The 23770-nt window shown below is 65.1% G+C and carries 28 protein-coding genes and 4 pseudogenes; 13 read left to right on the top strand and 19 right to left on the bottom strand.

Going from position 1 to position 23770, the window contains the following annotated elements:
- Position 1: 1 nt before the first annotated feature.
- From GKE62_RS00585 to GKE62_RS00600, 5 genes and pseudogenes are all read right to left on the bottom strand, one after another.
- A complete protein-coding gene (locus GKE62_RS00585) occupies positions 2 to 796 on the bottom strand; it encodes a VOC family protein (protein ID WP_154690560.1) in 795 nt (264 codons plus the stop codon).
- Entirely contained in the window at positions 796 to 1182 is a 387-nt protein-coding gene (locus GKE62_RS18655) for a DUF1428 domain-containing protein (RefSeq protein WP_255453620.1), read from the bottom strand. Before GKE62_RS18655 ends, GKE62_RS00585 begins: the two co-directional genes overlap by 1 nt.
- Positions 1174 to 1515 (bottom strand): annotated as a pseudogene (locus GKE62_RS18660) (DUF1428 domain-containing protein); the annotation flags it as partial. The pseudogene GKE62_RS18660 and the gene GKE62_RS18655, both read right to left, overlap by 9 nt.
- A complete protein-coding gene (locus GKE62_RS00595; protein ID WP_154690562.1) occupies positions 1512 to 1958 on the bottom strand; it encodes a VOC family protein in 447 nt (148 codons plus the stop codon). The gene GKE62_RS00595 and the pseudogene GKE62_RS18660, both read right to left, overlap by 4 nt.
- On the bottom strand, positions 1955 to 2587 hold the full coding sequence (locus GKE62_RS00600) for a TetR/AcrR family transcriptional regulator (protein WP_154690563.1): 633 nt from the start codon (positions 2585 to 2587) through the stop codon (positions 1955 to 1957). The genes GKE62_RS00595 and GKE62_RS00600 overlap by 4 nt, the downstream gene beginning before the upstream one ends.
- Positions 2588 to 2778: 191 nt before the next feature.
- Here GKE62_RS00600 and GKE62_RS00605 point away from each other — a divergent pair, with 191 nt between their 5' ends.
- Complete coding sequence (locus tag GKE62_RS00605; RefSeq protein WP_154690564.1) at positions 2779 to 3306, top strand: group 1 truncated hemoglobin; 528 nt, start codon at positions 2779 to 2781, stop codon at positions 3304 to 3306.
- Between the two features lie 41 nt (positions 3307 to 3347).
- Here GKE62_RS00605 and GKE62_RS00610 read toward each other — a convergent pair whose 3' ends face one another.
- Positions 3348 to 3839 carry a glutathione S-transferase family protein gene (locus tag GKE62_RS00610; RefSeq protein WP_154690565.1) on the bottom strand — a complete coding sequence of 164 codons (492 nt, stop codon included), beginning with the start codon at positions 3837 to 3839 and terminating at the stop codon, positions 3348 to 3350.
- 37 nt (positions 3840 to 3876) lie between these two features.
- A pseudogene (locus tag GKE62_RS19560) lies at positions 3877 to 4212 on the bottom strand (glutathione S-transferase N-terminal domain-containing protein); the annotation flags it as partial.
- Between GKE62_RS19560 and cobS the strand changes: the two are divergent.
- Positions 4106 to 5098: a cobaltochelatase subunit CobS gene (cobS, locus tag GKE62_RS00620; protein ID WP_154690567.1), complete on the top strand. Its 993-nt coding sequence runs from the start codon at positions 4106 to 4108 to the stop codon at positions 5096 to 5098. The pseudogene GKE62_RS19560 and the gene cobS sit on opposite strands and share 107 nt — an antisense overlap.
- A gap of 193 nt (positions 5099 to 5291) precedes the next feature.
- On the opposite strand, the gene GKE62_RS00625 is transcribed toward cobS, so the two are convergent.
- Genes GKE62_RS00625 through fmt form a run of 3 tightly spaced genes read right to left on the bottom strand, consistent with a single transcriptional unit; the run spans position 5292 to position 8101 of the window.
- A complete protein-coding gene (locus tag GKE62_RS00625; protein WP_154690568.1) occupies positions 5292 to 6401 on the bottom strand; it encodes a zinc-binding dehydrogenase in 1110 nt (369 codons plus the stop codon).
- A complete protein-coding gene (gene truA / locus GKE62_RS00630) occupies positions 6398 to 7150 on the bottom strand; it encodes a tRNA pseudouridine(38-40) synthase TruA (RefSeq protein ID WP_154690569.1) in 753 nt (250 codons plus the stop codon). The genes GKE62_RS00625 and truA overlap by 4 nt, the downstream gene beginning before the upstream one ends.
- Positions 7151 to 7195: 45 nt before the next feature.
- Entirely contained in the window at positions 7196 to 8101 is a 906-nt protein-coding gene (fmt, locus tag GKE62_RS00635; RefSeq protein ID WP_154690570.1) for a methionyl-tRNA formyltransferase, read from the bottom strand.
- Between the two features lie 108 nt (positions 8102 to 8209).
- Between fmt and recR the strand changes: the two are divergent.
- Positions 8210 to 8804 (top strand): annotated as a pseudogene (gene recR / locus GKE62_RS00640) (recombination mediator RecR).
- Here recR and GKE62_RS00645 read toward each other — a convergent pair.
- Complete coding sequence (locus GKE62_RS00645; protein WP_154690571.1) at positions 8801 to 9187, bottom strand: nuclear transport factor 2 family protein; 387 nt, start codon at positions 9185 to 9187, stop codon at positions 8801 to 8803. The pseudogene recR and the gene GKE62_RS00645 sit on opposite strands and share 4 nt — an antisense overlap.
- Before the next feature lie 110 nt (positions 9188 to 9297).
- Between GKE62_RS00645 and def the strand changes: the two genes are divergently transcribed.
- The 3 genes from def to GKE62_RS00660 all read left to right on the top strand — a co-directional run bounded on the left by def (position 9298) and on the right by GKE62_RS00660 (position 12211).
- Positions 9298 to 9867 carry a peptide deformylase gene (gene def, locus GKE62_RS00650; RefSeq protein ID WP_154690572.1) on the top strand — a complete coding sequence of 190 codons (570 nt, stop codon included), beginning with the start codon at positions 9298 to 9300 and terminating at the stop codon, positions 9865 to 9867.
- 104 nt (positions 9868 to 9971) lie between these two features.
- A complete protein-coding gene (gene rmuC, locus GKE62_RS00655) occupies positions 9972 to 11423 on the top strand; it encodes a DNA recombination protein RmuC (protein WP_154690573.1) in 1452 nt (483 codons plus the stop codon).
- Positions 11423 to 12211, top strand: coding sequence for a hypothetical protein (locus tag GKE62_RS00660; protein ID WP_154690574.1), 789 nt, complete (start codon positions 11423 to 11425; stop codon positions 12209 to 12211). Before rmuC ends, GKE62_RS00660 begins: the two co-directional genes overlap by 1 nt.
- A gap of 67 nt (positions 12212 to 12278) precedes the next feature.
- On the opposite strand, the gene GKE62_RS00665 is transcribed toward GKE62_RS00660, so the two are convergent.
- The 7 genes from GKE62_RS00665 to GKE62_RS00695 form a co-directional block, all read right to left on the bottom strand.
- A complete protein-coding gene (locus GKE62_RS00665) occupies positions 12279 to 13076 on the bottom strand; it encodes an RNA methyltransferase (RefSeq protein WP_154693481.1) in 798 nt (265 codons plus the stop codon).
- A gap of 22 nt (positions 13077 to 13098) precedes the next feature.
- A complete protein-coding gene (locus GKE62_RS00670; RefSeq protein ID WP_154690575.1) occupies positions 13099 to 13377 on the bottom strand; it encodes an HPr family phosphocarrier protein in 279 nt (92 codons plus the stop codon).
- A gap of 19 nt (positions 13378 to 13396) precedes the next feature.
- Entirely contained in the window at positions 13397 to 13801 is a 405-nt protein-coding gene (locus tag GKE62_RS00675; RefSeq protein ID WP_154690576.1) for a PTS sugar transporter subunit IIA, read from the bottom strand.
- A gap of 120 nt (positions 13802 to 13921) precedes the next feature.
- A complete protein-coding gene (gene rapZ, locus GKE62_RS00680; RefSeq protein WP_230206831.1) occupies positions 13922 to 14863 on the bottom strand; it encodes an RNase adapter RapZ in 942 nt (313 codons plus the stop codon).
- Positions 14864 to 14914: 51 nt separating this feature from the next.
- Entirely contained in the window at positions 14915 to 15337 is a 423-nt protein-coding gene (locus tag GKE62_RS00685; RefSeq protein WP_154690577.1) for an HPr kinase/phosphorylase, read from the bottom strand.
- Positions 15338 to 15397: 60 nt separating this feature from the next.
- Positions 15398 to 16873 carry a stimulus-sensing domain-containing protein gene (locus GKE62_RS00690; RefSeq protein WP_230206832.1) on the bottom strand — a complete coding sequence of 492 codons (1476 nt, stop codon included), beginning with the start codon at positions 16871 to 16873 and terminating at the stop codon, positions 15398 to 15400.
- Between the two features lie 130 nt (positions 16874 to 17003).
- Positions 17004 to 17738: a response regulator transcription factor gene (locus tag GKE62_RS00695; protein ID WP_154690578.1), complete on the bottom strand. Its 735-nt coding sequence runs from the start codon at positions 17736 to 17738 to the stop codon at positions 17004 to 17006.
- 201 nt (positions 17739 to 17939) lie between these two features.
- Between GKE62_RS00695 and GKE62_RS00700 the strand changes: the two are divergent.
- The 5 genes and pseudogenes from GKE62_RS00700 to GKE62_RS00720 all read left to right on the top strand — a co-directional run bounded on the left by GKE62_RS00700 (position 17940) and on the right by GKE62_RS00720 (position 22398).
- Positions 17940 to 19545: pseudogene (locus GKE62_RS00700) on the top strand (phosphoenolpyruvate carboxykinase).
- A 45-nt stretch (positions 19546 to 19590) separates the two neighbouring features.
- Positions 19591 to 19770 carry a hypothetical protein gene (locus tag GKE62_RS18665; protein WP_230206833.1) on the top strand — a complete coding sequence of 60 codons (180 nt, stop codon included), beginning with the start codon at positions 19591 to 19593 and terminating at the stop codon, positions 19768 to 19770.
- Positions 19771 to 19799: 29 nt separating this feature from the next.
- A complete protein-coding gene (locus GKE62_RS19565; protein ID WP_370516035.1) occupies positions 19800 to 20477 on the top strand; it encodes a hypothetical protein in 678 nt (225 codons plus the stop codon).
- 32 nt (positions 20478 to 20509) lie between these two features.
- The gene (locus tag GKE62_RS00715; RefSeq protein WP_154690579.1) at positions 20510 to 21484 is read left to right on the top strand and encodes a cyclic nucleotide-binding domain-containing protein; all 975 of its coding nucleotides are present in this window, start codon (positions 20510 to 20512) and stop codon (positions 21482 to 21484) included.
- A complete protein-coding gene (locus GKE62_RS00720) occupies positions 21484 to 22398 on the top strand; it encodes a class II glutamine amidotransferase (RefSeq protein WP_195908541.1) in 915 nt (304 codons plus the stop codon). Before GKE62_RS00715 ends, GKE62_RS00720 begins: the two co-directional genes overlap by 1 nt.
- A 114-nt stretch (positions 22399 to 22512) precedes the next feature.
- Here the strand turns inward: GKE62_RS00720 and GKE62_RS00725 are convergent, their stop codons facing one another.
- Positions 22513 to 22905 (bottom strand): DUF3597 domain-containing protein, encoded by a 393-nt coding sequence (locus GKE62_RS00725; protein ID WP_154690581.1) that lies wholly within the window; start codon positions 22903 to 22905, stop codon positions 22513 to 22515.
- A gap of 125 nt (positions 22906 to 23030) precedes the next feature.
- Between GKE62_RS00725 and GKE62_RS00730 the strand changes: the two genes are divergently transcribed.
- Both GKE62_RS00730 and GKE62_RS18370 read left to right on the top strand, forming a co-directional pair.
- Positions 23031 to 23456 carry a DUF937 domain-containing protein gene (locus tag GKE62_RS00730; RefSeq protein ID WP_230206834.1) on the top strand — a complete coding sequence of 142 codons (426 nt, stop codon included), beginning with the start codon at positions 23031 to 23033 and terminating at the stop codon, positions 23454 to 23456.
- A 140-nt stretch (positions 23457 to 23596) separates the two neighbouring features.
- Positions 23597 to 23767, top strand: coding sequence for a hypothetical protein (locus tag GKE62_RS18370; protein WP_230206835.1), 171 nt, complete (start codon positions 23597 to 23599; stop codon positions 23765 to 23767).
- The last annotated feature ends 3 nt before the right edge of the window (positions 23768 to 23770 follow it).

The raw sequence follows: 23770 nt of genomic DNA on the forward strand, positions 1-23770 counted from the left end.
ATTATCCCTTCCGAGGGCCGACAAGGCCGAACGCGGCGCCTTGCGGGTCCGAACAGTGAACAGAGAATTCGCCGCCGGGAATTTCCATCACCGCACCGTCCAGCGTCCCCCCGCCAGCGGTCACCGCGGCTACGGCCCGATCGATGTCGCCCACGCCGATGTAAAACGACCAGACGCTATGCGGCACCGCCTCCATCTTGGGCATGACCGCACCGATGCCGACCCCGTCGTGCTGGACGAACCGGTATTTGCCCATCGGCCCCATGTCCATCTCGCCTTCCTGGGTCCAGCCGAAGTGGCTCTTATAAAATGCCACCGAAGCTTCGGCGTCACTCGACTGTAGCTCGTTCCAGCGCACGCGTTGGGGCTGGTCGACCGAGAAGACGTCACTCTCCGCGTCGGGCTGGTCGGCAGGTGGGATCGGCTTCATGAGGTAGATCGGAGCGCCCTGCGGATCGGCGATCATCGCGATGCGGCCTTGGGGAATGTCCATGGCCGCCATCTGCACCTTGCCGCCGTCGGCCTCGATCGCGGCAACCGCGGCATCGACATCCGCGACATGCAGGTAGCCGAGCCAAACCGGTCTGGCGCCGTGATCGATCATATCTTTGCTGAGCTTTAGTACGCCTCCGGCCGCGCCGCCGTCGCTGCGCCCGATCATGCGATAGTCCTGACCTTCGGAGGCGGACGTCGCGGAAATGTTCCACCCGATTACAGCGCCATAAAACCTTGCAGCTGCATCGAGATCGGTGGTCATCAGTTCGTACCAGATGAATCCGCCTGTGGGCTTGGCCATTACCTTTCTCCCATGACGACGACGGGTTCGAACCCACCGTAAACCATGCGGTTGCCGTCGAACGGCATGTCGTCGGGCATCTTCATCTCGGGATCGGACTGCATCTTCTCGGCCGCCGCGTCGCAGACCTCGCGCGAGGGCCACGTCATCCACGAGAACACGATCTTCTCGCCCGGTTGAGCCTTGACCGCCCGGTAGAAGTCGGTCTGCTTGCCTTCCGGCACGTCGACACCCCAGGCCTCCAGCACGCTGGTGGCGCCATAGCCCTCGAACATCGGCCACGCTTCGGCCGCCATCTTGCGATAATCCTCGCGTCGACCCTCGGGCACCGGAAGGATGAAGCCCTGGACGTAGTCGCCGGGGGAGGGAGCGCCTTCCTCGACGATCGGTTCGAACCCGCCGAAGATCATCCGGCTGCCATCGAACGGCATCGGTTCGGCCAACATCGCCGAGTCTTGTTCCGAGGCCTTCATCGCCGCGTTGCGGGTGACCTTGTCGGGCCACTCGATCCACGCGAATGCGACGGTTTCGCCTTCCTTGGCGTGAACGGCACCCTGGAAGTCGGTCGTCTTGCCCGGCTTCAGGTCGGCACCCCAGCATTCGACCACCTTGCAGGCGCCATGATCGATGAAGAACTGGTCCATTTTCGTGGCGTGAGCGACGAAGGGTTCCTTGCTTTCGCGGCTGACCGGGATCACGAATCCGTCGATATAGCTCACGACACTTTCTCCTGCGTTGCCGCTTCGGAAATGTGCGCGTCGGAGTTTGCCACTGCCGGATCCATCCACATCGGCTCCCAGATGTGCCCGTCGGGATCGAGGATCGTGCGCTGGTACATGAAGCCGTGGTCCTCGGGCGGATTGACGTCGATGGTTCCCCCCGCGTCCTTCGCGGCGGCGAGGACCCGATCCACCTCGTCACGGCTGTCGAGCGAAATCGCCAGCGATACCTCGCTCGATCCGCTGTCGGGGATCGGCCGAGTGGTGAAGCCCTTCCACTTGGCGTGGGTCAGCAGCATCACGAAGATCGCCTCCGACCAGCGCATCGCCGCGGCGGTGTCGTCAGTGAAGCGGGGCTCGTTGACGAAGCCGATTGCCTCGTAGAACGTCCTGGCGCGCGGCAGGTCGGCCACCGGCAGGTTGATGAAAATCGACTTGGTCATGGATGCGACTCCTTTCCGAACAGTAGGCTGATGTAACGCTTCAGGTGAATGACGCTGTCCCGGGCATAAGCCGGATCGCCCTTGGCTTTCGCCAGGACGAAGGCGCCCTGGAGCACCGCCTGGACATGGTAGGCCAGGCCTAGCGCGGTGATGCCCGGTGGCGCCCCACGGTCATCGATGGCCTGTTGGATGTCTTGCGCCAGGCGCTCGCCATAGGCGCTGATGCTGGCATCGCTGGCAGCGCGTAGGGCAGGGCTGGTGACAAAGGTTTCCGAGACCATCGTGCCGACGAAGCACGAATAGTCTTCCGCCGGCCCGGAGATCATTGCGAGGCGAAAATCGATGTGACCGAGCACGCGTTCGAGCGGGTCCTCTATCGTCAGATAGCTGGGCAGCTCGAAGATCAGATGCTGCGCGCGGGCGGTCCATTGCTCGGCCGCGGCGGTGCCAAGGGCTTCCTTCGAGGGGAAGTGGTGAAAGAACGCGCCCTTGGTCACTCCCGCTGCGGTGCAGAGTTCATCGACGCTCGTCGCCGACCACCCCTTGCGGCGCACAAGGGCGTGAGCGGCATCGAGCAGCGCAACGCGGGCGTCGCCGCGACGGGGTTTGGAGGGTGAGATATCCATCATCGAATTGCCGGATACCAACTGGTTGGTATGTAGTCAATCCGCGAGCGATTTTTGTTCGGCGGCGCGCTGTCTCCCCATTGTAGGTGTCACAAAACAATGCTCAAAGGCGGCCACCAAAACCAAGAACGTCGCGGGTCGCTGGGTCGAATCGTGGAGGACGCTGGTGTCCTCCTGCATTCTTGGAGAACGACATGCGCAGACTATTTGCCGTATCCGCCGTTGCTTTTCTGCTGAGCACGGCACCGGCTTTGGCCGATCATCACATGGCCGAAAAACCCTTGTTCGACCGTCTCGGCGGTCAGCCCGCGGTGAACGCGGTGGTCGACGACTTCGCCGGGCGCGTGCTCGCCGACACCCGCATCAATGCAAAATTCGCCAAGTCCGACGCGGCGCGCCTCGTTGCCAACCTCAAGTCATTCATTTGCTCCGCCACGGGTGGCCCGTGCAAGTACACCGGGCTAAGCATGAAGGCGTCGCACCACAACATGGGCGTGACCCAGGGCGAGTTCGGCGCGCTGGTCGAAGACCTCGTCGCCACGCTCGACAAGTTCAAGGTCCCCGAAAAAGAGAAGGGCGAACTGCTCGGCGCGCTCGGGCCGCTTGGGCCTGACATCGTCGAATCGCCGAGCACCGCGACGGGGACCGCCTTGCCGGCCAATTTCAAGCCGGCTCCGCCCTTGCACACTGCTCACAAGCCGATGAAGAAGAAGAAGAGGTAGCTTCGCTGCGCCCGTCCGGTCTTGCCGGGCGGGCGTCGCATTCAGGCGCTTGCCCGTCCTGCCTCGAACACCCCGCGCTCGCGATCGCTGACTGCGATCCAGGACTGTCGCGACGTGACACGCGCATACCACGCGGCGGTGGCAGGGTGCCGGTCCGCATCGGGGCCGTTTCCGACATAGCTCATGGTTTTTAGCACCGACGCGACCGCGATGTCGCCGATGCTGAATTCGGGCCCGGTAAGCCAGCCCGCGGCGGGCACCGCGCCCTCCAGATATGCGACGATCGGCGCGAACTCCTTTTCGCCCAGCTCAGCCGCCGCCTCATCGCCCGGGATACCCAGCAGTTTCGGTCCGACAAAGCGATTGAACACGATCTTGCCTCCGGCGGGGGCGAGGATGGTGTCGGCGAATTCCTCCCACCAGATCGCCTTGCCGCGCGCCTTGGCGTCGGCGGGAAGCAGCGGCGGGTTGCCGTTCAGCGCATCGAGATAGGTCACGATCGCGGTCGAGATCGGCGAGCATGTAGTCGCCATCCTTGAGCGCCGGGATCTTGCGGAATGGGCTGGCTGCAAGGAAATCAGGATCGGGCTTGCGCGGGTCGACTACCACCATCTCGACCTCGATGCCTTTTTCGGCGGCTACCAGGTGCACCTTGCGGACGAACGGCGACAACGGAAAGCCGAAGACCTGCATGAACCTCTTCCCGTGACTTCCCGGCGGTGCGCTTCGCGACGAGTCGCATTTTGCAACCCATTGGTTATTGCAGCCGCCAATCGCCCCGTATAGGCCGCACCTGACCATGAGCGACATTCCCAACATCCAGCCCGACAGCCGCAACCAGACGGTGCTCGGCGCCCCCGACAAGACCGTCAGCGTGCGCGAGGTGTTCGGCCTCGACATCGACATGATGGTTCCCGCGTTCAGCGAGGCGGACGAGCGCGTGCCCGATCACGACGCGGCCTACGTGTTCGATCCGGACACCACCCTGGCGATCCTGGCGGGTTTCGCGCACAACCGCCGGGTGATGGTCCAGGGCTATCACGGCACCGGCAAATCGACTCATATCGAGCAGGTCGCCGCCCGGCTCAACTGGCCGTGCATACGCATCAACCTCGACGCGCACATCAGCCGGATCGACCTGATCGGGCGCGACGCGATCGTGCTGCGCGACGGGTTGCAGGTTACCGAATTCCGCGAAGGCCTGCTCCCCTGGGCGCTCCAGACGCCGACCGCGCTGGTTTTCGACGAATACGACGCGGGCCGCCCCGACGTGATGTTCGTGATCCAGCGCGTGCTCGAGACCGAGGGCAAGCTTACATTGCTTGATCAGAACCGGGTGATCCGTCCGAACCCGTGGTTCCGCCTGTTTGCCACCGCCAATACAGTCGGCCTCGGCGACACCAGCGGGCTGTATCACGGCACCCAGGCGATCAACCAGGGCCAGATGGACCGCTGGAACATCGTCGTCGGATTGAATTACCTGCCCGCGCAGGTCGAGGCTGAGATCGTCCTCGCCAAGTCAGAGGGCGTCGATGCGAAAGTCGTCGCCGACATGGTCAAGGTCGCCGACCTCACCCGCCAGGGATTCGTCAACGGCGACATTTCGACGGTGATGAGCCCGCGCACCGTGATCACCTGGGCGCAGAACGCCGCGATATTCAAGGACGTCGGCTTCGCCTTCCGTCTCAGCTTCCTCAACAAGTGCGACGAGGCAGAACGGATGCTGGTCGCCGAATACTACCAGCGCGTGTTCGGGACGGATTTGCCCGAAAGCGTGGTGGGGAAGGGCTGATCTCAAAGCCCTCTCCCCTTCAGGGGAGAGGGTTGGGAGAAGGGGATGTCCGCAAGACATACCTCTCTCAACTCCGGCTAGCTCGCTGCGCTTGCAAGCCTTCGTGTTTCTCCCCTTACGGCGCGCGCGAGAGAGAGAGAGAGAGAGAGAGAGAGAGAGAGAGAGAGAGAGAGAGAGAGAGAGAGAGAGATTCCTACTTCGGCACCACCAGGTATTTCTCCCCAGTCCGCCGCGCGTTGTAGTCGCTGACCGCTTCCTTGGTCAGCATCTCCTCCAACCCGACTTTCGCCTTGTAATGGCTGGCAAACGTCGTCGTCAGGTCCTTCATCACGCGCGCGCGCATCCGGCCGACGATCTCCATCCCAGCCTTGACCATGAACGGGGTCAGCAGCCAGCCCGACAGGTCCCAGGTCAGCCCGAACGCGCGGTTTAGGATCGTTGGCCCCAAGTCCAACGCGCCGTAGATGTACACCTTCTTGGCCTCGCTCGAACCATAGCGGCTGAACGCTGCGCCGCGGCTGGCGGCGGCTTCCATCGCAGTCAGGATCTGCCCCGCCAGCGTCCCTCCGCCGATCGGATCGAACCCGATCATCGCCTTGGTCTCGGCGATCGCGTCGATCAGCCTGGGCATGAAATCGGCGTCGGTCATGTCGAGCACATGCGTCGCGCCGAGATCGGTAAGAATCTTGGCCTGCTCGGCGCTGCGGACGATGTTGACCAGCGGAATGCCATCTTCCCGGCAGATCTTGACGAGCATTTGGCCAAGGTTGGAGGCGGCCGCGGCGTGGACGATCCCGGTGTAGCCTTCCAGCTTCATCGTCTCGACGAAACCCAGCGCGGTCATCGGATTGACGAAACTCGACGCGCCCTGCTCGGCGGTGACGCCATCGGCCAGCGGCATCGCCATCCGAGCATCGGCGATCGCGTGCGTGGCGTAGGCGGTGCCGGGCACGCAGGCGATCCGCTTGCCGATCAGCGCCTGAGCCTGCGGATCGTCGCCCGCCGCGATCACGGTCCCGGCGCACTCGTTACCCGCGGGCATTGCGAGGCCGTGCCGCGCCTTCATCGCGCGGGTGGCGTTGTCGGGCATTTTCGCGACGACCTTGCCTGGTGAATATGTCGCGTTGGCGGTATCGGCGCTGGCGAACAGCAGGCCAAGGTCGGATGGATTGATCGGCGCCGCCTCGACCTCGATCAGCACCTGGCTGCCGGTCGGATCGTCGAAGGTCTTGGGTGCGATTTCGACCGTCAGCGTGCCGTCGGCGGCGAGGGTGGTGAGCAGTTGTTTGCCCTGGACGGTCATTGGTTCTCTCCCGGATAGATTGCAGCCACGAAGTAGAGCCCATCGGGTGGCGCATTGAAACCCAAATGTGCGCGGTCACGCGCTTCCAGCGCCACGGCGAGATCGGCGCGGGTCCATTTCCCTTGACCGACCAGCGCGAGGCAACCCACCATCGAACGGACCTGGTGATGGAGGAAACTGCGCGCTGCCGCCTCGATCAGGACCTCTTCGCCTTCGCGCCGGACAGCCAGAGCATCGAGCGTCTTCAGCGGGCTGAGCGCTTGGCAATGCGCCGAGCGGAACGTGGTGAAATCGTGATGTCCGACCAACACTTGTGCGGCATCGTTCATAGCGTTTGCGGCGAGAGGCCGGGCGATCGGCCAAGCTCGTCCGGTGGCGAGCGCAAGCGGCGCGCGGCGGTTGACGATGCGATAGCGATATCGCCGCCCGATGCACGAGAACCGCGCATGCCAATCGTCGGGCACGGTCTCGCACGCCAGCACCGCGATGGGGTTAGGCCGCAGTCGCGCGTTGAGCGCTTCCATAAGCCGGAACGGCGTGATGGCCTTGGCGACATCGATATGCGCGCGCATCGCCAGGGCGTGGACCCCGGTATCGGTGCGCCCCGCGGCGTGGAGCGTCGCCTGTTCGCCCAGCACCGCAAACGCCGCCTCCTCGACCGCCTGCTGCACACTGGCCCCGTGCGGCTGGCGCTGAAGTCCCATGAACGGGCCGCCGTCGTATTCGAGGGTTAGGGCGAAGCGGGTCACCGGAAGCTTAGCTCCATGACTTCGCTCGGGATGGCCGGGTTTGGGTCATACGATCAAGGTGCCCTGAGCGATGGACTTGCCGCGCAGCAGGTCCGCGGTTGCCATCGCGGAACGTCCCGCCCGCTGGATCGAGGTCGGGCGGATCGCGCCATCGCCGCAGGCGATGGTCAGCCGATCGTCGAGCGCCGTCCCCGGTAGACCGGTACCTTCAACGACTTCCGCCGCAAGTACGCGAAACCGTTCGCCCCCCAATTCGAACCACGCGCTTGGCGCGGGCGCGAAGGCGCGGACTTGGCGGCCGACTTGTTCGGCGGTTTGATGGAAATCGATCCGGCTCTCGGCCTTGTCGATCTTTTTTGCGTACGTTACGCCGTCTTCGGGCTGTGCAACTGGAGGATGCGAGGGCAGATCGCTCAGCACCTCCACGAGCAGGCTTGCGCCGACTTTACCCAACTCTTCAATGAGTTCACCCGCGGTCTTCCGGTCGATCGCAACTTCGGCGGTCGCCAACACCGGCCCGGTATCCAGCCCAGCCTCCATTCGCATGATGCACACGCCGGTCAGCGTGTCCCCAGCCAGAATCGCGCGCTGAATCGGCGCAGCGCCGCGCCATCTCGGCAGTAGCGAGGCGTGGACGTTGAGGCAGCCAAGGCGCGGTGCGTCGAGTACCGCCTGCGGCAGGATCAAGCCGTAGGCTGCGACCACTGCGATATGGGCGCCGAGCGCGGCGAACTCAGCTTGCTCCGCCGCACCTTTGAGCGATCCTGGGTGCCGCACCGCGATGCCGAGCTGTTCGGCGGTGAGCTGCACCGGCGACTTGCGGTACTGCTTGCCCCGCCCGGCGGGGCGTGGCGGCTGGGTATAAGTGGCGACGACCTCGTGGCCCGCCTCGACCAGCGCGCGCAGCGTCGGCACCGCGAACTCCGGCGTGCCCATGAAGACGACCTTCAACCCCAATTCCGTTCTTCCTGAGCTTGTCGAAGGACCGTCCTTACTTTTGCACCGTCGAAAGGGAAGAGCGGGGCTTCGACAACCTCAGCCTGAACGGTAAAGGGAGATATGGCTTCCTCGGAAATCGAAAACCTCAGCGCCGCCCTGGCCAAGCTTCCCGGCCTCGGCCCGCGCTCGGCGCGACGTGCGGTGCTGTGGCTGATCAAACGGCGCGAAACCGCGTTGGTCCAGCTCGTTTCGGCGCTGAACTCGGTGCAGGGTGCGCTCGTCGAGTGCGGCATCTGCGGCAATGTCGATACCCGCGATCCCTGCGCGATCTGCGCCGATCGCCGCCGCGACCAGCGCCAGCTCTGCGTGGTCGAGGAAGTCGCCGACTTGTGGGCGCTCGATCGCGCCAAGCTGTTCCAGGGACGCTATCACGTGCTCGGCGGGCGGCTCTCGGCGCTCGATGGCGTGCGGCCAGAAGATATCGCGATCGCCCGCCTGATCGCGCGGGTGGCGGAGGGTGGGATCGACGAAGTGGTGCTTGCAACCAACGCCACACTCGAAGGCCAGACGACCGCGCACTATATCGCCGAGCGGCTTGAGAGTTATCCGATCCGCCTGACCCAGCTCGCCCACGGGCTGCCGGTAGGGGGAGATCGACTACCTCGACGAGGGAACGCTCGCCCAAGCGTTGCGCGCAAGGCGGCCGGTGGGCTAGCCGCCGGGCTTGCCGAGGATCGTCTCGGTGTGGAGCGCGCACTTCCAGTTGCCACCTTCGCGCACCCAGGTGCTGCTGTCTGCGCAGTGCAGGTCCATCGCCTCTCCCCGCATCTCGCCGGTCTGGTGGACTTTGTAGGCGATCACCGCGACGTCGTCGGCGGGAAAGATCACGTCCATTTCGCTGAAAGCGAACTTTTCGAGTGTCCACTGGCCTTCTTCGGTCATTTTCTCGTACGTGGCGGGGTCGATCCGCATTGATCCCATGGGGCCGGTGATCAGGCATTCCTCGGCGATCATCGTCGCCGCGGTCTTGGCGTCCTTGTCGACCATGGACTGCCAAAAGCGGATTTCGAGTTTTTCGATTTCGGCGGATTGGGTCATCGCTCGGCTTCTTTCGCTCGTGCGGTTCGAACCGCCGGACGCGCTCCGGGTTCCGCATTGATCGAACGCGCTTCCTTGCCGAATCCCCCGCGCGAGATTATCTGGCGGGCATGGCTATCCGCGAAATCCTCGAAATCCCCGATCCACGGCTCAAGCTGGTCTCCAAGCGTGTCGAGACGTTCGACGACGACCTACGCACACTTGCCGCCGACATGCTCGAAACGATGTACGACGCCCCCGGGATCGGTCTCGCCGCGATCCAGGTCGGCGTTCCGCTGCGCCTCCTGGTCATAGACTTGCAGGAACCCGACGAGGACGCTGAGCCCGAGGTATGCCACGCCCACGGCGGCGAGAGCCACACGCATCGGCCAGTGAAGCGCGCGCCCCGCATATTTGTGAATCCGGAGATTCTCGATCCCTCGCAAGAGCTTAATGTCTATAGCGAAGGTTGTCTCTCGGTTCCTGAAATCTACGCCGACGTCGAACGCCCGGCCGCGATCCGCGCCCGCTGGCAGGATCTCGACGGCAAGGTCCACGAGGAGCAGATGGACGGCTTGTGGGCGACCTGCCTCCAGCACGAGATGGACCATCTCGAAGGCATCCTGTTCATCGATCACCTCAGCCGCCTGAAACGGCAGATGGCGCTGAAGAAACTGCAAAAGCTGCGCCAGGCGGCGTGAGCGCCACCATGTTCCCTGTTGCATTCGGCGTGAGCGCTGCTGCGCTTGCAATGTAGGGTTTCGCCGCGTAGGTTCGCGTTCCGTTCTCTTTTCCGGACGCCTTGGTGAACCCGACTGTTATCGCCCTCATCGCACTGTGCGTTGGCCTTCTTGCCGGGACGGCGCTGGGCTGGTTCGCCGGTTCGCGACCCGCAGCCGTTTGGCGCGCGCGCCATGCAGAGCGTGACGCCGAGGCGCGCGAGGTCGGAGAGCGGTTGGCGCGAATGGTGCCGGAATTGGCGACGATGAGCGAACGCGCTGCGCGCGCCGACTCGATGGCGAACGATCTTGATCGAGCGCGGGAGGATCGCGAAGGTTTGCGCGCCGAAATCGCGCGGCTGCGAGCCGACGCGGCGAACTTCGCCGATCGCGAACGGCTGCTGATCGAGGCTCGCGAATTGTTACTCAAAGAGTTTCAGAATGCCGGGGCCAAAGTGCTTGAAGGCGCGCAGAAATCCTTTCTCGATCGAGCGGGCGAGCGGTTCGCCCAATCGGAAGACAAGAACGAGGCGCGGATCAAGGCGCTGCTCGAGCCCGTCGGGGCGAAGTTGACGCTCTACGAAGAGCAGGTTCGCAAGCTCGAGCGTGAGCGGGTCGATGCTTTCGGCAATCTTTCGGGTCTGATCGAAGGCATGCGCGCCGGGCAGGAGGCGATCCGGGCCGAGGCGCAGCGGCTCGGCAATTCGCTGACCAACGCCCCCAAGGCGCGCGGGCGCTGGGGCGAGCGGGCGCTCCAGAACGTGCTCGAACAATGCGGGCTGACCGAGCACACCGACTTCGATCTCGAGCATTCGATCGATACCGAAGACGGCCGCCTCCGGCCCGATGCGATCGTGCACGTGCCCGGCCAGAAGAAGCTGGTGATCGACGCCAAAGTCTCACTCAACGCCTACCAGGCCGCGTTCGAATCGAACGACGATGCAGAGCGCAAGCGGCACTTCGATCTGCACGCGCGGTCGATGCGCAACCATGTCCAGACGCTGGGGGCCAAGGGCTATCAGAGTCAGTTCGCCGAAGCGCCCGACTATGTCGTGATGTTCGTGCCCGGCGAGCATTTCGTCTCGGCGGCGCTGGAGCACGACCCCGAGCTGTGGGATTTCGCGTTCCGCAACAAGGTTCTGCTCGCCACGCCGACCAATCTGGTGGCGATTGCGCGAACCGTGGCGATGGTGTGGAAGCAAGACACGATCGCACGCGAGGCGGTCGAGATCGGCAGGGCCGGAGGCGAGCTCTACGATCGCCTCGCCACCGCCGCCGAACACCTCAAGGGCATGGGAGGAGGGCTCGATCGCGCGGTGCGCAAATACAACGATTTCGTCGGCAGTTTCGAACGCAACGTCCTCACCTCGGGTCGCCGCCTGCGCGACAAAGGGATCGAGATCGGCAAGCGGGAGATCGAAGACGTCCCGCTGGTGGATGCGTTGCCGCGTCATGGCGATGTCATGAACGCTTCGGAACCGGGCGAGGCGCTGCTCATTGAGGAAGCGGCGAGCGAGGCAGCGCGGGACACCGGGTAATGCGAGGCAGGGGGCTGACGACGTTGGCGGCCGCGCTGGCTCTGCTGGCAGCCTGTGATCGGGCTGCAGTTCCACCCGAAACCGCGCGGAGCGCAATTCCCGAGGCGTTGGCGCCGCCGGTCGCTCCACCCGCGACCCCATCCGCCGCGCCGGTTCCACCCCCCACCGCCAGCGAGTCGCCTGCCGTCGAGGCCCGCGATTGGGCCAAGCCGCTCGTGGCGTTTGTCCCGCGGGACGAATGCGTGCGGTTGCCAGGATACCCTGCGTTCCGCGAGGCGCTGTTCGCCGCGACGGCCAAGCGCGATGCCGATGCGCTCGTTGCGCTGGCCGATCCCGCCATCCACCTCGACTTCGGGGGAGGTGCCGGACTCGACGAATTACGCAAGCGGCTCATCGATCCGAAGGGTGCGTTATGGGGCGAAATTGCCGCGCTCGCCCGGCTCGGTTGCGCGGCCGACGGCACCGTCGCGACGCTCCCCGCGATCTTCTCACGCGTGCCCGACGACGTCGATCCCGGGCGGACGATGCTGGTCACCGGCAACGAGGTTCCTTTGCGGCGCAAGCCTTCGCCCGCCGCATCCGAAGTGCGCCTGCTCGACTGGGCGCTGGTGACGCTCAAGGACGACGGTTTCGATCCCGCCGCGCGTTATACCCAAGTGACCGCCGGAGACGGATCGAGCGGGTTCGTGGCCACCGCCAAACTTCGCAGCCTGCTCGACTATCGCCTGATCGCCGACAAAGGCGAGGGTGGGTCCTACCGGATTACTGCGCTGATCGCCGGCGATTAGGCGCCCTGCGTGAAATGCAGCATCCAATCCGCTCGTGTCGAGCGGATCATACAGCCCGCCGATCGCTCTACGGGCGCAGCGCCGCATCGACCTCGTAAGCGAGCACCGCCGCGGCAACCGCGGCGTTTAGGCTGTCGGCGCGACCGCGCATCGGCATCGTCACGCGCAGATCGCAGGCCGCCTCGTAGTCTTCGGGTAACCCGCGCGATTCGTTGCCGACCAGGATAAAACAGGGTGCCTGGTAGGCCGCACGGCGGAATGGGACGGCCTTTCGCAGCGACGCTCCCACCAATTGGCTGGGACCGGCGCGCAGCCATGGCAGGAACTCGTCCCACCGCGCCTTGGCGATCGGCACCGTGAAGATCGCACCCATGCTCGCGCGAACCGCTTCGACCGAGAACGGATCGGCGCAGTCGTCGAGCAGAATCAGTCCGCCCGCGCCGACCGCGTCGGCGGTGCGCAGCATCGTCCCGAGGTTGCCCGGATCGCGCAGCGCCTGGGCGACCAGCATCAGCGGCGCGGTGCGATCGATCGCGTCGAGCGCGGTTGGCCATTCGGCGAAAACCCCCGCTACCGCCTGCGGGTTTTCCTTCCCGGTGACTTTGGCGAGCAGTTCGGGCGTCAGTTCCAGGACCTCGCCACCGGCATCGTCGACCGCACGTTCGAGCGCGTCGAGCAGGGGATGCGGCTCGCGACCCTCGGCCATCAGCAAAATCTCGGGAATACGCCCCCATTCGCGCGCATCGGTCAGCAGGCGCAGGCCTTCCGCCAGAAACCGTCGCTCCTCGCGGCGATGCTTCTTGTCCCGCAGCGCGCGGATCGCCTTGACGGTGGGATTGGAAAATCCGCTGATCTGGCGGCGCATGGTGCGCACGAGGGCCGCGCCCTCAATCCTCGCCAAAGCCGTCGACGACCAGTCCGACCAGCTTGGCCAGCGCGGTCTCGGCCCCTTCGCCACCGACGACGATCTCGATCGCATCGCCCTTGGCCGCGCCTAGCATCATCAGTCCAAGGATGCTGCCGCCGGCGGCCTCCGCGCCGTCCCTGTATACGCTGACGGTGAGTGAGTCGGGTAGCTTCGCGACCGCGTTGACGAACTTTGCGCTGGCGCGGGCGTGGAGCCCACGCTGATTGGTGATGACCACCGTCTCGCGCGCTTCGCTCAAGCCCCGGCCCCCACGATGCTCAGGCGTCTTGCCCGAGGAATTCGGAGGCGACGGTGATGTAGTTGCGCCCGGCATCGCGCGCGGCACGGGCGGCCGCCTCGACGCTCATGCACTTGCGCGCGCCCGCCAGGCGAATCAGCATCGGCAGGTTGATTCCGGCGATTACCTCGACCCGGCCTGCCTGCATCAGCGAGATCGCCAGGTTGGAGGGGGTGCCGCCGAACAGATCGGTAAGGACGATCGCGCCGCCGCCCGAATCGACCCGTCGGATGGCGTCGGCGATCTCCTTGCGGCGTTTCTCCATGTCGTCATGCGGGCCGATGCACACCGCGGCGATGTCGCCCTGCGCACCGACGACGTGCTCCATCGCATTGATGAATTCCTCGGCCAGGCGGCCGTGGGTAACCAGAATGAGGCCGATCATGGAATCAGCAGTGCTCCATTGCGGGAAACTCACAGCCATCAGCGCGCGCGCTTGAACCCGCGCTTGACGGTGCTGCCTGGATCGACAGGAAGAAAAGACGAATGATGCGGGCCCCGGGAATCATCGTGCCGCCGCGTCCTCGATCTGATCGATCGACCGCGCGGCCAGGTTGCGATGCAGCAATGTGGGCGCAAATCCGGCGGCGCGCAAGGCCTTCGCGATCTCTTCGGCGGTGAACACCGAACGATGGCGACCGCCGGTGCAGCCGACCGCGATGTTGAGGTAGGCCTTGCCGTGCGCAATGTAGCGCGGCAGCACCAACAGCAGCAGGTCGCGGATATGCGCGAACGCGGCCGGCCAAGCGGGGTCGGCGCGGATGTGCGCGGCGACCGCCTCGTCCTGACCGGTCAGCGGACGGAGCGCGTCGATCCAGTGGGGATTGTCGAGAAAGCGCACGTCGAACACGAAATCGGCGAGTGGCGGTGTGCCGCGGGCGAATCCGAAGCTGCTAATCGTGATCGTGGTTCCGTGATCCGCGATCGGCGAGAAACGATCGCGGATCGCTTGCTGAAGCTGGTTGGCGGAAAAGTCGGTAGTGGAGATGACCACGTCGGCCCAGCCGCGCAATGGCTCGAGCAGTTCGCGCTCGGCGGCGACGCCCTGGATCACTGGGCGATCCTGGGCCATCGGGTGGCGACGGCGTGTTTCGTTGTAGCGCCGCTCCAGTTCGGTACCCGCGCAGTCGAGGAACAAGGTAGTGACGTCGATCTCACCGCGTCGCGCGAGGCGTTTCACCTGGTCGATGATGGCGAGGGGATCGAACCCGCGGGTCCGGCTGTCGAAGCCGATCACCAGTGGCGCGGCATTGTCATCGCCGCTCGGGCGCGTCGCTAGGAGGCGGCCCAGCAGGCGGACCGGAAAGTTGTCGATCGTCTCCCAACCGAGGTCCTCGAGCACCTTTAGCGCAGTGGTCTTCCCCGCGCCGAGCAGGCCGGTGACCAGCAGAATGCGTTGCGGGGCGCTAGATGACTCGCTCGGCATGATTGCGGGCCTTTGCGCCATCGCCTTGCCCAAGGGAAGAGCGGGTGCGGAAGGTGTCCCGGTTTGCTTCGATCAGGGCAACCCGTAGGTGCGCAGCGCCAGTTCGGCGCGTAGTGCGAGGATAGGGGAATCGGGCCACAGCGAGATCGCCGGGATGCGACAGCCCAACCGTTCCTGCCAGGCCGGGGCGTCGCGAAAGCGCGGGGCGGCTGGATCGAGCCCGATGACGAGCGCGACGGGGACGCGGGCCACCGTAGGAAACGAAAGCAGACCGACGTTGCGGACTTCAAGCTTTCCGGCAATGGCTGGCGCGGGCGAGGCGATCAAGACGTCACCCTCGCGCGCAATCATCACGCCGTCGTCGCCGACAAGGACCGCGCCGCGATCGATAAGCGCCAGCGCTAGGCTCGACTTGCCCGAACCCGGGCGTCCTTCGATCAACACCCCGCGCCCTCGGATCGCGACGCAAGTCGCCTGATGCAACTGGCCGGTCAATTGCCTGCTCCCAGCGCAGGAAACTCGGCCACGAAGAGCGCGCCCTCCGGGCCGTCGGGGTCATCGACGATTCGCAGCGTCCCCCTCGTGCGCCTCGACGATGGTCCGGGCGATTGCCAGGCCCAGCCCGCTGTGCCCGCCGAACGCCTCGCTGGGCGGGCGCACCGAGTGGAACCGCTCGAACACTGCCTCGCGCTCGCCGGGAGGCACTCCGGGGCCGTCGTCGGCGACCGTTAGGATCACTTTGCCGCCTAGGCGGGCAATGCCGACCTGGACCACGCCGTCCGGGGGCGAGAACGACAGAGCGTTGTCGATCAGATTGTCTATCACCCGCTCGAGCCGGGCAGAGTCGCCACGAATCGAGGCGGGCGCCGCGGCGCCGGACATCGTCACCCGAGTTCCGCCGCTCGCCAGGCGGCCGTCGCGCTCGGCGACTAGCCTCTGCGCAAGCGCAGGGAGATCGACCGGTTCGAACCGCGCGCGGCTCAGTTCGGCGTCGATCCGGCTGGCGTCGGCGATTTCGCTGATCAGGCGGTCGATCCGCTGGACATCGTGCGCGGCAATCGCATGGAGCTTCTCACGCAAGTCCGGATCGTCGACCTTGGCCAGCGACTCCAGCGCGCTGCGCAGCGACGCGAGTGGGTTCTTGAGTTCGTGGCTGACATCTGCAGCGAAGCTCTCGCCTGCATCTATCCGCTGGCGCAGGGCGCTTACGGTGTCGGAGAAGGCCCGCGCCAGCAGACCGATCTCGTCACCGCGCTCGGGAAGGCGCGGCACCACCACCTCACGGTCGCGACCCAGCCGCGCGCGCACCGCAGCGCGGACCAGCGCGCGCAGAGGCTTGACGATGGTGCGGGCGAGGAACAGCGATAGTTGGACCGAAAGCAGCAGTGCTACCGCAACCACTATCGCCAGGGTCTGGCGCGCGTCGCGGATCGCTTGGGTGACATCGCGGGCGTTGCGGGTCGATAGCAGCGTCTCACCGCGAATGCCGACGGGGGCGGCGGCGTTGATGACCGGGGTTCGGTCCGGGGCATAGCGCAGACGCACCACGCTGGCTGCCGCCATCCTCGCTGCGGCGATTTCGGGCCAGTGAGTGGCATCGTCGCGGGCCGGCTCGCGATAGTCTTCGATGCGGGGCGCGGTGACCAGCCAATCAACAGTCCGATCGAGCCCGCGCGCCGCGTGCTGATACCACGGCTCGCGCGCCGGATCGACGAACGCGAAGGCGGGCTCGGAAATCGCGAAGCTGTCGGCGACTAGCCGCCCGTGCGCGTCGTAGAGCCGCAGTCGCAGCTTCTGTTCGCGCGCGATTCTGGCCAGCAGAGGACGACGCTGCGCCTCGCGCGCTTCGGAAAGCGCATCGCTCATGATTTCGACCTCGCTGCGGGCAAGCTTGAAACGCTCGGCGATAAGCTGCTTGCGAAGCGAATCGAGGTAAAAGAGGCTTCCGGCCATCAATGCGAGCGCGATGATGTTTAGCGCCAGGATTCGCGTGGTGAGCGAGAACCGGCGGCTCCAATAGAGTCTGTCCACCGAGGTTTCGTGGGCACCACCCTCACTCATTGCCCAGAAACACCGATCGCCCCGAGCTGGTCGAAGCGCCGTCCTTCACTTCGGCCCTTCGACCAGCTCGGGGCAAGGGGACAGGGGAACTCGGCCGATGTTAGTCATCGGCAAAGCTGTATCCCGCGCCATAGAGCGTATCGATCGCGGCGAAGCCAGGATCGGCCAGGCGGAACTTGCGGCGCAAGCGCTTGATATGGCTGTCGACCGTGCGATCGTCGACGAAAACGTCCTCGTGATAGGCCGCGTCCATTAGCTGGTTGCGGCTCCTGACCACGCCGGGGCGCTGGGCGAGCGCTTCGAGGATGAGGAACTCCGTGACGGTCAGCGACACTGGCCGTCCTGCCCAGGTCACCTCGTGCCTCGCCGGGTCCATCGTGAGCCGTCCGCGCTCCAACTTGTCCGGCAGGGCCTCGCCCCCGGGACCATTGCCATCCTCGCCCGCCGCGATGCGCCGGGTCAGGTCGGCTCGACGCAGGATCGCGGCGATCCGTGCGATCAACAGGCGCTGGCTGAAGGGCTTCGCGATATAGTCGTCGGCGCCGCTGGCCAGGCCCAGCGCTTCGTCCGCCTCGTCGTCCTTACTGGTCAGGAAGATCACCGGCAGCGTGGCCCCGGCGGGGCTTTCGCGCAGACGGCGGAGCAGTTCGAGACCGTCCATCCGGGGCATCTTGATGTCGCAGACCGCCAAGTCGGGCGGATTTTCACTCAGCGCCTTCAACGCGCTTTCCCCATCGCTGTAGATCCGCGTAGCGTAGCCTTCGGCCTGGAGCGCGATCGACACCGACGTTAGGATATTGCGGTCGTCGTCGACGAGGGCGATCGTGTGGCGCATCGAGGTGCCTCATAGCTCCGCTAGCCGCCGCTGAACACCTGCCGGTCGAATGCCGCGATGCAGCAACTTTTTCGCGCGATTGCCTCATTTGACGGAGACCCGCGAGGCGATTATGCGCCAGCGGGTATCACTCAGATCGTATGATCCAACCAGGCGACGCCTTCGCGGCGGCCGCCCGTTTCGCCCAAGGAGACCCCCACCTTGTCAGGTTCCGAACTGCACGTCCCGCTGTCCGCCCAGAGTATCGCCACCGGCGCCACCGTCCACGCCAACCTCGGCACCTCGGCGCTGGTCGAGGCGGCGGTCCGCAACGGCGAGGGTTTGCTGGCCAAGGACGGCCCGTTGGTGGTCGAGACCGGCCAACACACCGGCCGTTCGGCAAAGGACAAGTTCTTCGTCCGCGACGGCGAGACCGAGAACAGCATCTGGTGGGGCAAGACCAACGCCAGCATGACGCCCGAGCAGTTCGCTTGCGCTCAAGGCCGATTTCCTCGCCGCGCTGGGCGAGAAGGACACGCTTTACGTCGCCGACTTGTTCGGCGGATCGCAGCCCGAATATCGGGTCAACGTGCGCGTGATCAATGAGCTCGCCTGGCACAACTTGTTCATCCGCACGCTGCTGGTCCGCCCGACGAAAGACGAACTGGCCGGTTTCGTGCCCGAATACACGATCATCGACCTGCCCAGCTTCCGCGCCGACCCCGCGCGCCACGGCTGCCGCACCGAGACAGTAATCGCGGTGAACTTTTCCGAAAAGCTGATCCTGATCGGCGGCACGAAGTATGCGGGCGAGATGAAGAAGAGCGTTTTCGGCATCCTCAACTACCTGCTCCCTACACAGGGCGTGATGCCGATGCACTGCTCGGCCAACATCGGCGCCGACGGCAAGACCGCGGTATTCTTCGGGCTTTCGGGCACGGGCAAGACCACGCTCTCCGCCGACGCCAGCCGCACCCTGATTGGCGACGACGAGCACGGCTGGTCGGATACCGCGGTGTTCAACTTTGAGGGCGGTTGCTACGCCAAGATGATCCGGCTTTCGCCCGAGGCCGAGCCCGAGATTTTCGCCACCACCAAGCGATTTGGCACTGTGCTTGAGAATGTCGTGATGGACCCGGAGAGCCGCGAGCTCGATTTCGACGACGCCAGCCTCGCTGAAAACAGCCGCGGTTCGTATCCGCTCGAGTTCATCCCCAACACCTCGGCCGAGAACCTCGGCCCGGTACCAGCCAACATCATCATGCTTACAGCCGACGCCTATGGCGTGCTGCCTCCGATCGCGCGGCTGACCCCGGACCAGGCGATGTACCATTTCCTGTCGGGCTATACCGCGCGGGTCGCGGGGACCGAGATCGGGGTGACCGAGCCCGAGGCGACGTTCAGCACCTGCTTCGGTGCGCCGTTCATGCCGCGTCACCCGTCGGTCTACGGCAACCTGCTCAAAGAGCGGATAGCCAAGGGCAACGTCACCTGCTGGCTGGTCAACACCGGCTGGTCAGGCGGCAAGGCCACGATGCCGGGGATCAAGCGGATGCCGATCCAGGCGACGCGCGCGCTGCTCAACGCCGCGCTCGACGGCAGCCTCAACACCGCCGAGTTCCGCAAGGACCCCAACTTTGGATTCGAGGTTCCGGTTAGCGTCCCGGGAGTGGACAGCAAGCTGCTCGATCCGCGCGGAGCTTGGGCCGATCCAGCCCAATACGATCAGACGGCGCAAACGCTGGTCGGCCAATTCATCGACAACTTCGCGCAATTTGCCGAGCACGTCGATGAAGGCGTCCGCCAGGCGGCCCCCGTCGCAGCCTGATCCGGTCCGGAAATTCCCGGTCCACAAAAAGCCCGCGATTTTCCGATGATCGACCATCCGATCCGTTATTTTGCCGACGACGATGCGGTGCGCCGCGTCGGTGAAGGTTTTTTCACTCGGTCGCTACCGCGGGCTGAGTGGACCCACGAGGCGCACCTAGCCACTAGCCTATGGCTGATCCTCGAAAGCCTGAACGCGACCCTGAACGCGATTTACCCGCGCTGATCCGACGCTACAACGAAAGCGTCGGCGGAATGAACGACGACACCCAAGGTTATCACGAGACGATCACCCAGGTTTCGATAGTGGCCGTGCGCGATCATCTTGCCGCGTGCCGCTGTGAAACGTTGGTCGACAAGGTCAATGTCCTGCTCGCCAGTGATCGCGGCCGCCGCGACTGGCCGCTGCGGTTCTACTCGCGCAAGCGACTGTTTTCGGTTGAGGCGCGACGCACTTGGGTCGAACCGGAGCTTCGGCCCATTGCTGCTTGGAATCGTCACAATGAGGGCGCACGATGCGCGACGGGCCACTCACAGAGGCGGAACCGTATCATGGGCATTTTCGACAGCAATCTCGGCCAGGTTAGCGAACACGTCGACATCGCCAACATGGCAAGCAAGTTGGGGATCGATCCGGCGATGGCCGAAAAGGCGATCGCCGCGCTCGGCCAAGCGCATACGGAGCCGGGCGACACGGTCGAAGCCGCGGCGGCCAAGACTGGATTGGACACCGGCACGCTGAGCAGCATCGTCGCGCAGATCGGCGGCGAGGGCTCTCTCGGGCAGTTCGCACAAATGCTCAAGGATAACCCGCAAGCCTCGAATATCCTTGGGATTCTTGACAAAGATGGTGACGGCAACCCCTCAACGACCTGGCCGGAATGGCCAAGGGACTGTTCGGGAAGGGCTAGCCCGCCGCTGCGAACGCGCTAAGCTCGCGACTCGCACGCGCTGGGGGTGAGCCGTTGGGGGATGCGCTGGACCGGGCTGTCCTGTTCGCGGGGCTGAGCGCCGAAGCACTGGACGAACTGCGGCAGATGGCCACGCCCTTCGCGATCCGCGCGGGCGAAGTGCTGTTTCGCCAGGGCGATCCACCCCGTGGGCTGTTCGTGGTTGCAACCGGCCTGCTTGAAATCGCCGCGCGGATGCCCGGCGACGAGGAGGCGCAAGTCAGCCGGATCGCGCCTGGCGAGGTCGTCGGCGAATTCGCGCTGCTCGATCCTGGTCCGCGCTCGGCGCGGGTGTCGGCGGTGGAAGACAGCGCGGGACTGTTCGTGCCCGCGCGCAGCTTTATCGCGATGCTCGACGAGGGCCGTGCGGGTTCGGTCGAAGCGGTAGACCGGCTCCGCACGCTGGTTGCCGCGCGGACTCGGGCCACGATCGAGCGGCTCGCTGCTGAGGCGGTCACAGAATCCAGCGAACTGCGCGCCGCGCCGCTGCCCGGCGACATGGCGCCGATCGCGCTCGATATCGAAATGCTCCGCGTGCTCGGCAGGTTCGCGGCATTCGACGACGTCGCCGGCGCGGCATTCCTGGCGCAGGGCGTGGGCCTGGCGGTTTCGCGGGGAACCCCGCTGCCCCCCGATGAGGGCGCGTGGCTGGTTGTCCGCGGCGCAGTGCGTGCAGCATTCGACCGTGGAGAGCGGCAGGAACAGGTGACGATCCACGGTCCCGGCGAGTGGGCCGGGCTGGTAGCGGTAATCGATGGTGGGGCGCAGCGGCTGGTGTTGTCGGTGGCCGAGGACGCGCTTCTCCTGCGCGTGTCCGCCGAACGCTTCGCAGCATGGCGTACCGCGCCCGGGCCAGTCGAACTGGCGGTATTGGCGGGGGTGGATCGCCAGTTGGTCCGCGACCAGCGGCGCGCCACCCGCCACCTCGGCCGCGCGCTCGCGTTAGCTGCCTTCAACGCGGTCGGCCGGCAAGCGGGGAGCGCCGCCTGATGTGCCGCATCGTCAGCTACCTTGGCACCCCAGTGCTGCTCGAGGACTTGCTCTATTCGCCCGATTCGGCGCTGCTCAACCAGATCATCCACGCGCAAATGCTCGACATGCTCAACCTGGCCGGGTTCGGGATGGCGGCGTGGGACCCGGCGAGCCATGGGCCGGACAGCCCGTTCGTCTATCGCACTACCCAGGTCGGGGTGTTCGACCGCAATCTCAAGCTGCTCGCTAGCAAAGTCGCTCCGCATGCCTTGCTCGCGCATATCCGGGGGGTGCCATACAACTCGAGCGTGCAAATCAACGAACAGAACGTCCATCCGTTCAAGTTCGACCGAGTGCCGCTGGCGATGGCCCACAACGGCGATCTTGCGGGGTTCCGGACGATGCGCTTCGATCTGGTCGAGCACGTTCGTCCCGAGCTGGCCCAGCATATCCAGGGCTCAACCGACAGCGAGTGGCTCTATGCGCTGACCGTATCCGGGTTGGCAGACCCGTACCGGATCAACGAGCCCGACGCGATCCTGGCCGCGATCGGGCAGGCGCTTGCCATCGTGCGCGACGTCCGCGCAAGGCACGGGATCACCCGGTCATCGTCATGCAACCTGATTTTTTGCGACGGTGTCAACCTGATCGCGGTACGCTATACCTTCGACTTCGGCCGGTTCGAACAGGCGCGGCTGCAGGGTACGATGCAGTTTCTGTCGATGTGGTACACCTTCGGGCGCGACTATGGCCTGCATGGCGACGAGTGGAAACTGGTCGGAGGCGCGGCCAGCGCGGACAGTATCATTGTGGCCTCCGAACCGCTCACCCGCGACATCGCCACCTGGATCGAAGTGCCCGAGTATTCCGCGCTTGTGGTCCGGCGCGACGGCGATCGGCGCCGCGCCGAGATCCACGCGCTGGAGGTTTAGCGATCTGGCACTTCCCATATTCCGCTCATGTCGAGCACGACCGAGGCATCTTGCGCTAGGCCAGTCTGTCTCGACTTCGCTCGACACGAGCGGGGTTGGAGGATGGGACGGTTTTCAGTCCGTCAATTCCGCCGGAACCTTGCCACCATTCTTGGCCAGCTCCTTCATCGTCGCCTTATGCAACCAGATGTTCATCTCAGCGCTGCCGTCAAGATCGCCCGTGTAGCCGAGCTCGCGGGCGAGTTCCTTGCGGTTGTCCAGGCTCGAATCGATGCCAAGCAGCTTCATCAGATCGACGATCGAAGTCCGCCAGTTGAGGTTCTTGCCCTGACCCATCTGCTCCAGATTCTGTTGGACATCCACCTCGGAAACCGCGGCGGGAGTGGCCGGCTGGGGCTGCGGAGCAATGGTTCCGCCTTCGGTTGACGCTGCGCTTGCCGGCGGCGGTGTCTGGGCCTGCGCCTTGTGGCCGAAGATCGCATCCTTGATCTTGCCGAAAATGCTCATCGCCAGTGCTCCTCATCCCAAACGGGTGCGCCCACTCCCAAGCGTTCGGCGGCGACAAAGGTTCCGCATTGCCTAGCCTTGGCAAGCGGGTACAGCCTGCGGGGACGGGATGAGAGGACGAATCCATGGATCTGACTCAAATCCTCCGCTCGCAGGGCGGAATAGGCGCGATCGCCAGCCAGCTCGGCATTTCGGAGGCCCAAGCGGAGCAAGGCGCGAGTGCATTGCTGCCCTCCATCCTGCGCGGCTTTGGAAACAGCTCGGTGCAAGAAAGCGAGAGCGGTACTGGAGGGATTGGCGCAATCCTCGAATCCTTGGGTGGTGGCGCCTTGGCCAGCAACGTCACCGGCCCAGAACCGACGGAGATCGACAAGGGCAACACGATCCTCGGCCAGATCTTCGGATCGAAAGAAGTCAGCCGTGATGTCGCCGGCCACGCCGCCCAGCACAGCGGCCTAGATCCGGCTCTGCTCAAAAAGATGCTGCCCATCCTCGCGATGCTAGTCGCGGGTTACCTGTCCTCACAATCGCGCAAGCAGGGGGCGGGCTAGGTTCAGTGCTTGGGCCGATCCTTGGAGGATTGGCCGGTGGACAAGGCGGCGGCCTGGGCGGGAGCATTCTGGGCAGCGTGCTCGGCTCAGTGCTCGGCGGTAGGCGTTAGCCCCTGCTGTCGGCAGCGCTCTCGCTGGCGATGCTTGCTGCGATAGCCCTGACGGGCGGCGCCATCGCACTTTGGCGGCGCGGCGAGCGGAGGCGTCCTGCGCTGATGGCGCTGCTCGTCGCGGTCCTACTGGTCAACGTGGGCATCTGGACGCTACCCGACGCCTCGGGAGACGCGCCGGTGCAGAAATCTTTCGGGTAACGC

This window comes from Novosphingobium sp. Gsoil 351, assembly GCF_009707465.1.
Taxonomy (GTDB): domain Bacteria; phylum Pseudomonadota; class Alphaproteobacteria; order Sphingomonadales; family Sphingomonadaceae; genus Novosphingobium.

Excerpts from the sequence above, each read along its gene's own strand:
- GKE62_RS00585 (WP_154690560.1), bottom strand. The coding sequence starts at position 796 with ATGGCCAAGCCCACAGGCGGATTCATCTGGTACGAACTGATGACCACC.
- GKE62_RS00595 (WP_154690562.1), bottom strand. The coding sequence starts at position 1,958 with ATGACCAAGTCGATTTTCATCAACCTGCCGGTGGCCGACCTGCCGCGC.
- GKE62_RS00600 (WP_154690563.1), bottom strand. The coding sequence starts at position 2,587 with ATGATGGATATCTCACCCTCCAAACCCCGTCGCGGCGACGCCCGCGTT.
- GKE62_RS00605 (WP_154690564.1), top strand. The coding sequence starts at position 2,779 with ATGCGCAGACTATTTGCCGTATCCGCCGTTGCTTTTCTGCTGAGCACG.
- GKE62_RS00610 (WP_154690565.1), bottom strand. The coding sequence starts at position 3,839 with ATGGCGACTACATGCTCGCCGATCTCGACCGCGATCGTGACCTATCTC.
- cobS (WP_154690567.1), top strand. The coding sequence starts at position 4,106 with ATGAGCGACATTCCCAACATCCAGCCCGACAGCCGCAACCAGACGGTG.
- GKE62_RS00625 (WP_154690568.1), bottom strand. The coding sequence starts at position 6,401 with ATGACCGTCCAGGGCAAACAACTGCTCACCACCCTCGCCGCCGACGGC.
- GKE62_RS00645 (WP_154690571.1), bottom strand. The coding sequence starts at position 9,187 with ATGACCCAATCCGCCGAAATCGAAAAACTCGAAATCCGCTTTTGGCAG.
- def (WP_154690572.1), top strand. The coding sequence starts at position 9,298 with ATGGCTATCCGCGAAATCCTCGAAATCCCCGATCCACGGCTCAAGCTG.
- GKE62_RS00660 (WP_154690574.1), top strand. The coding sequence starts at position 11,423 with ATGCGAGGCAGGGGGCTGACGACGTTGGCGGCCGCGCTGGCTCTGCTG.
- GKE62_RS00665 (WP_154693481.1), bottom strand. The coding sequence starts at position 13,076 with ATGCGCCGCCAGATCAGCGGATTTTCCAATCCCACCGTCAAGGCGATC.
- GKE62_RS00675 (WP_154690576.1), bottom strand. The coding sequence starts at position 13,801 with ATGATCGGCCTCATTCTGGTTACCCACGGCCGCCTGGCCGAGGAATTC.
- rapZ (WP_230206831.1), bottom strand. The coding sequence starts at position 14,863 with ATGGCGCAAAGGCCCGCAATCATGCCGAGCGAGTCATCTAGCGCCCCG.
- GKE62_RS00695 (WP_154690578.1), bottom strand. The coding sequence starts at position 17,738 with ATGCGCCACACGATCGCCCTCGTCGACGACGACCGCAATATCCTAACG.
- GKE62_RS18665 (WP_230206833.1), top strand. The coding sequence starts at position 19,591 with ATGATCGACCATCCGATCCGTTATTTTGCCGACGACGATGCGGTGCGC.
- GKE62_RS19565 (WP_370516035.1), top strand. The coding sequence starts at position 19,800 with ATGAACGACGACACCCAAGGTTATCACGAGACGATCACCCAGGTTTCG.
- GKE62_RS00720 (WP_195908541.1), top strand. The coding sequence starts at position 21,484 with ATGTGCCGCATCGTCAGCTACCTTGGCACCCCAGTGCTGCTCGAGGAC.
- GKE62_RS00725 (WP_154690581.1), bottom strand. The coding sequence starts at position 22,905 with ATGAGCATTTTCGGCAAGATCAAGGATGCGATCTTCGGCCACAAGGCG.
- GKE62_RS00730 (WP_230206834.1), top strand. The coding sequence starts at position 23,031 with ATGGATCTGACTCAAATCCTCCGCTCGCAGGGCGGAATAGGCGCGATC.
- GKE62_RS18370 (WP_230206835.1), top strand. The coding sequence starts at position 23,597 with ATGCTTGCTGCGATAGCCCTGACGGGCGGCGCCATCGCACTTTGGCGG.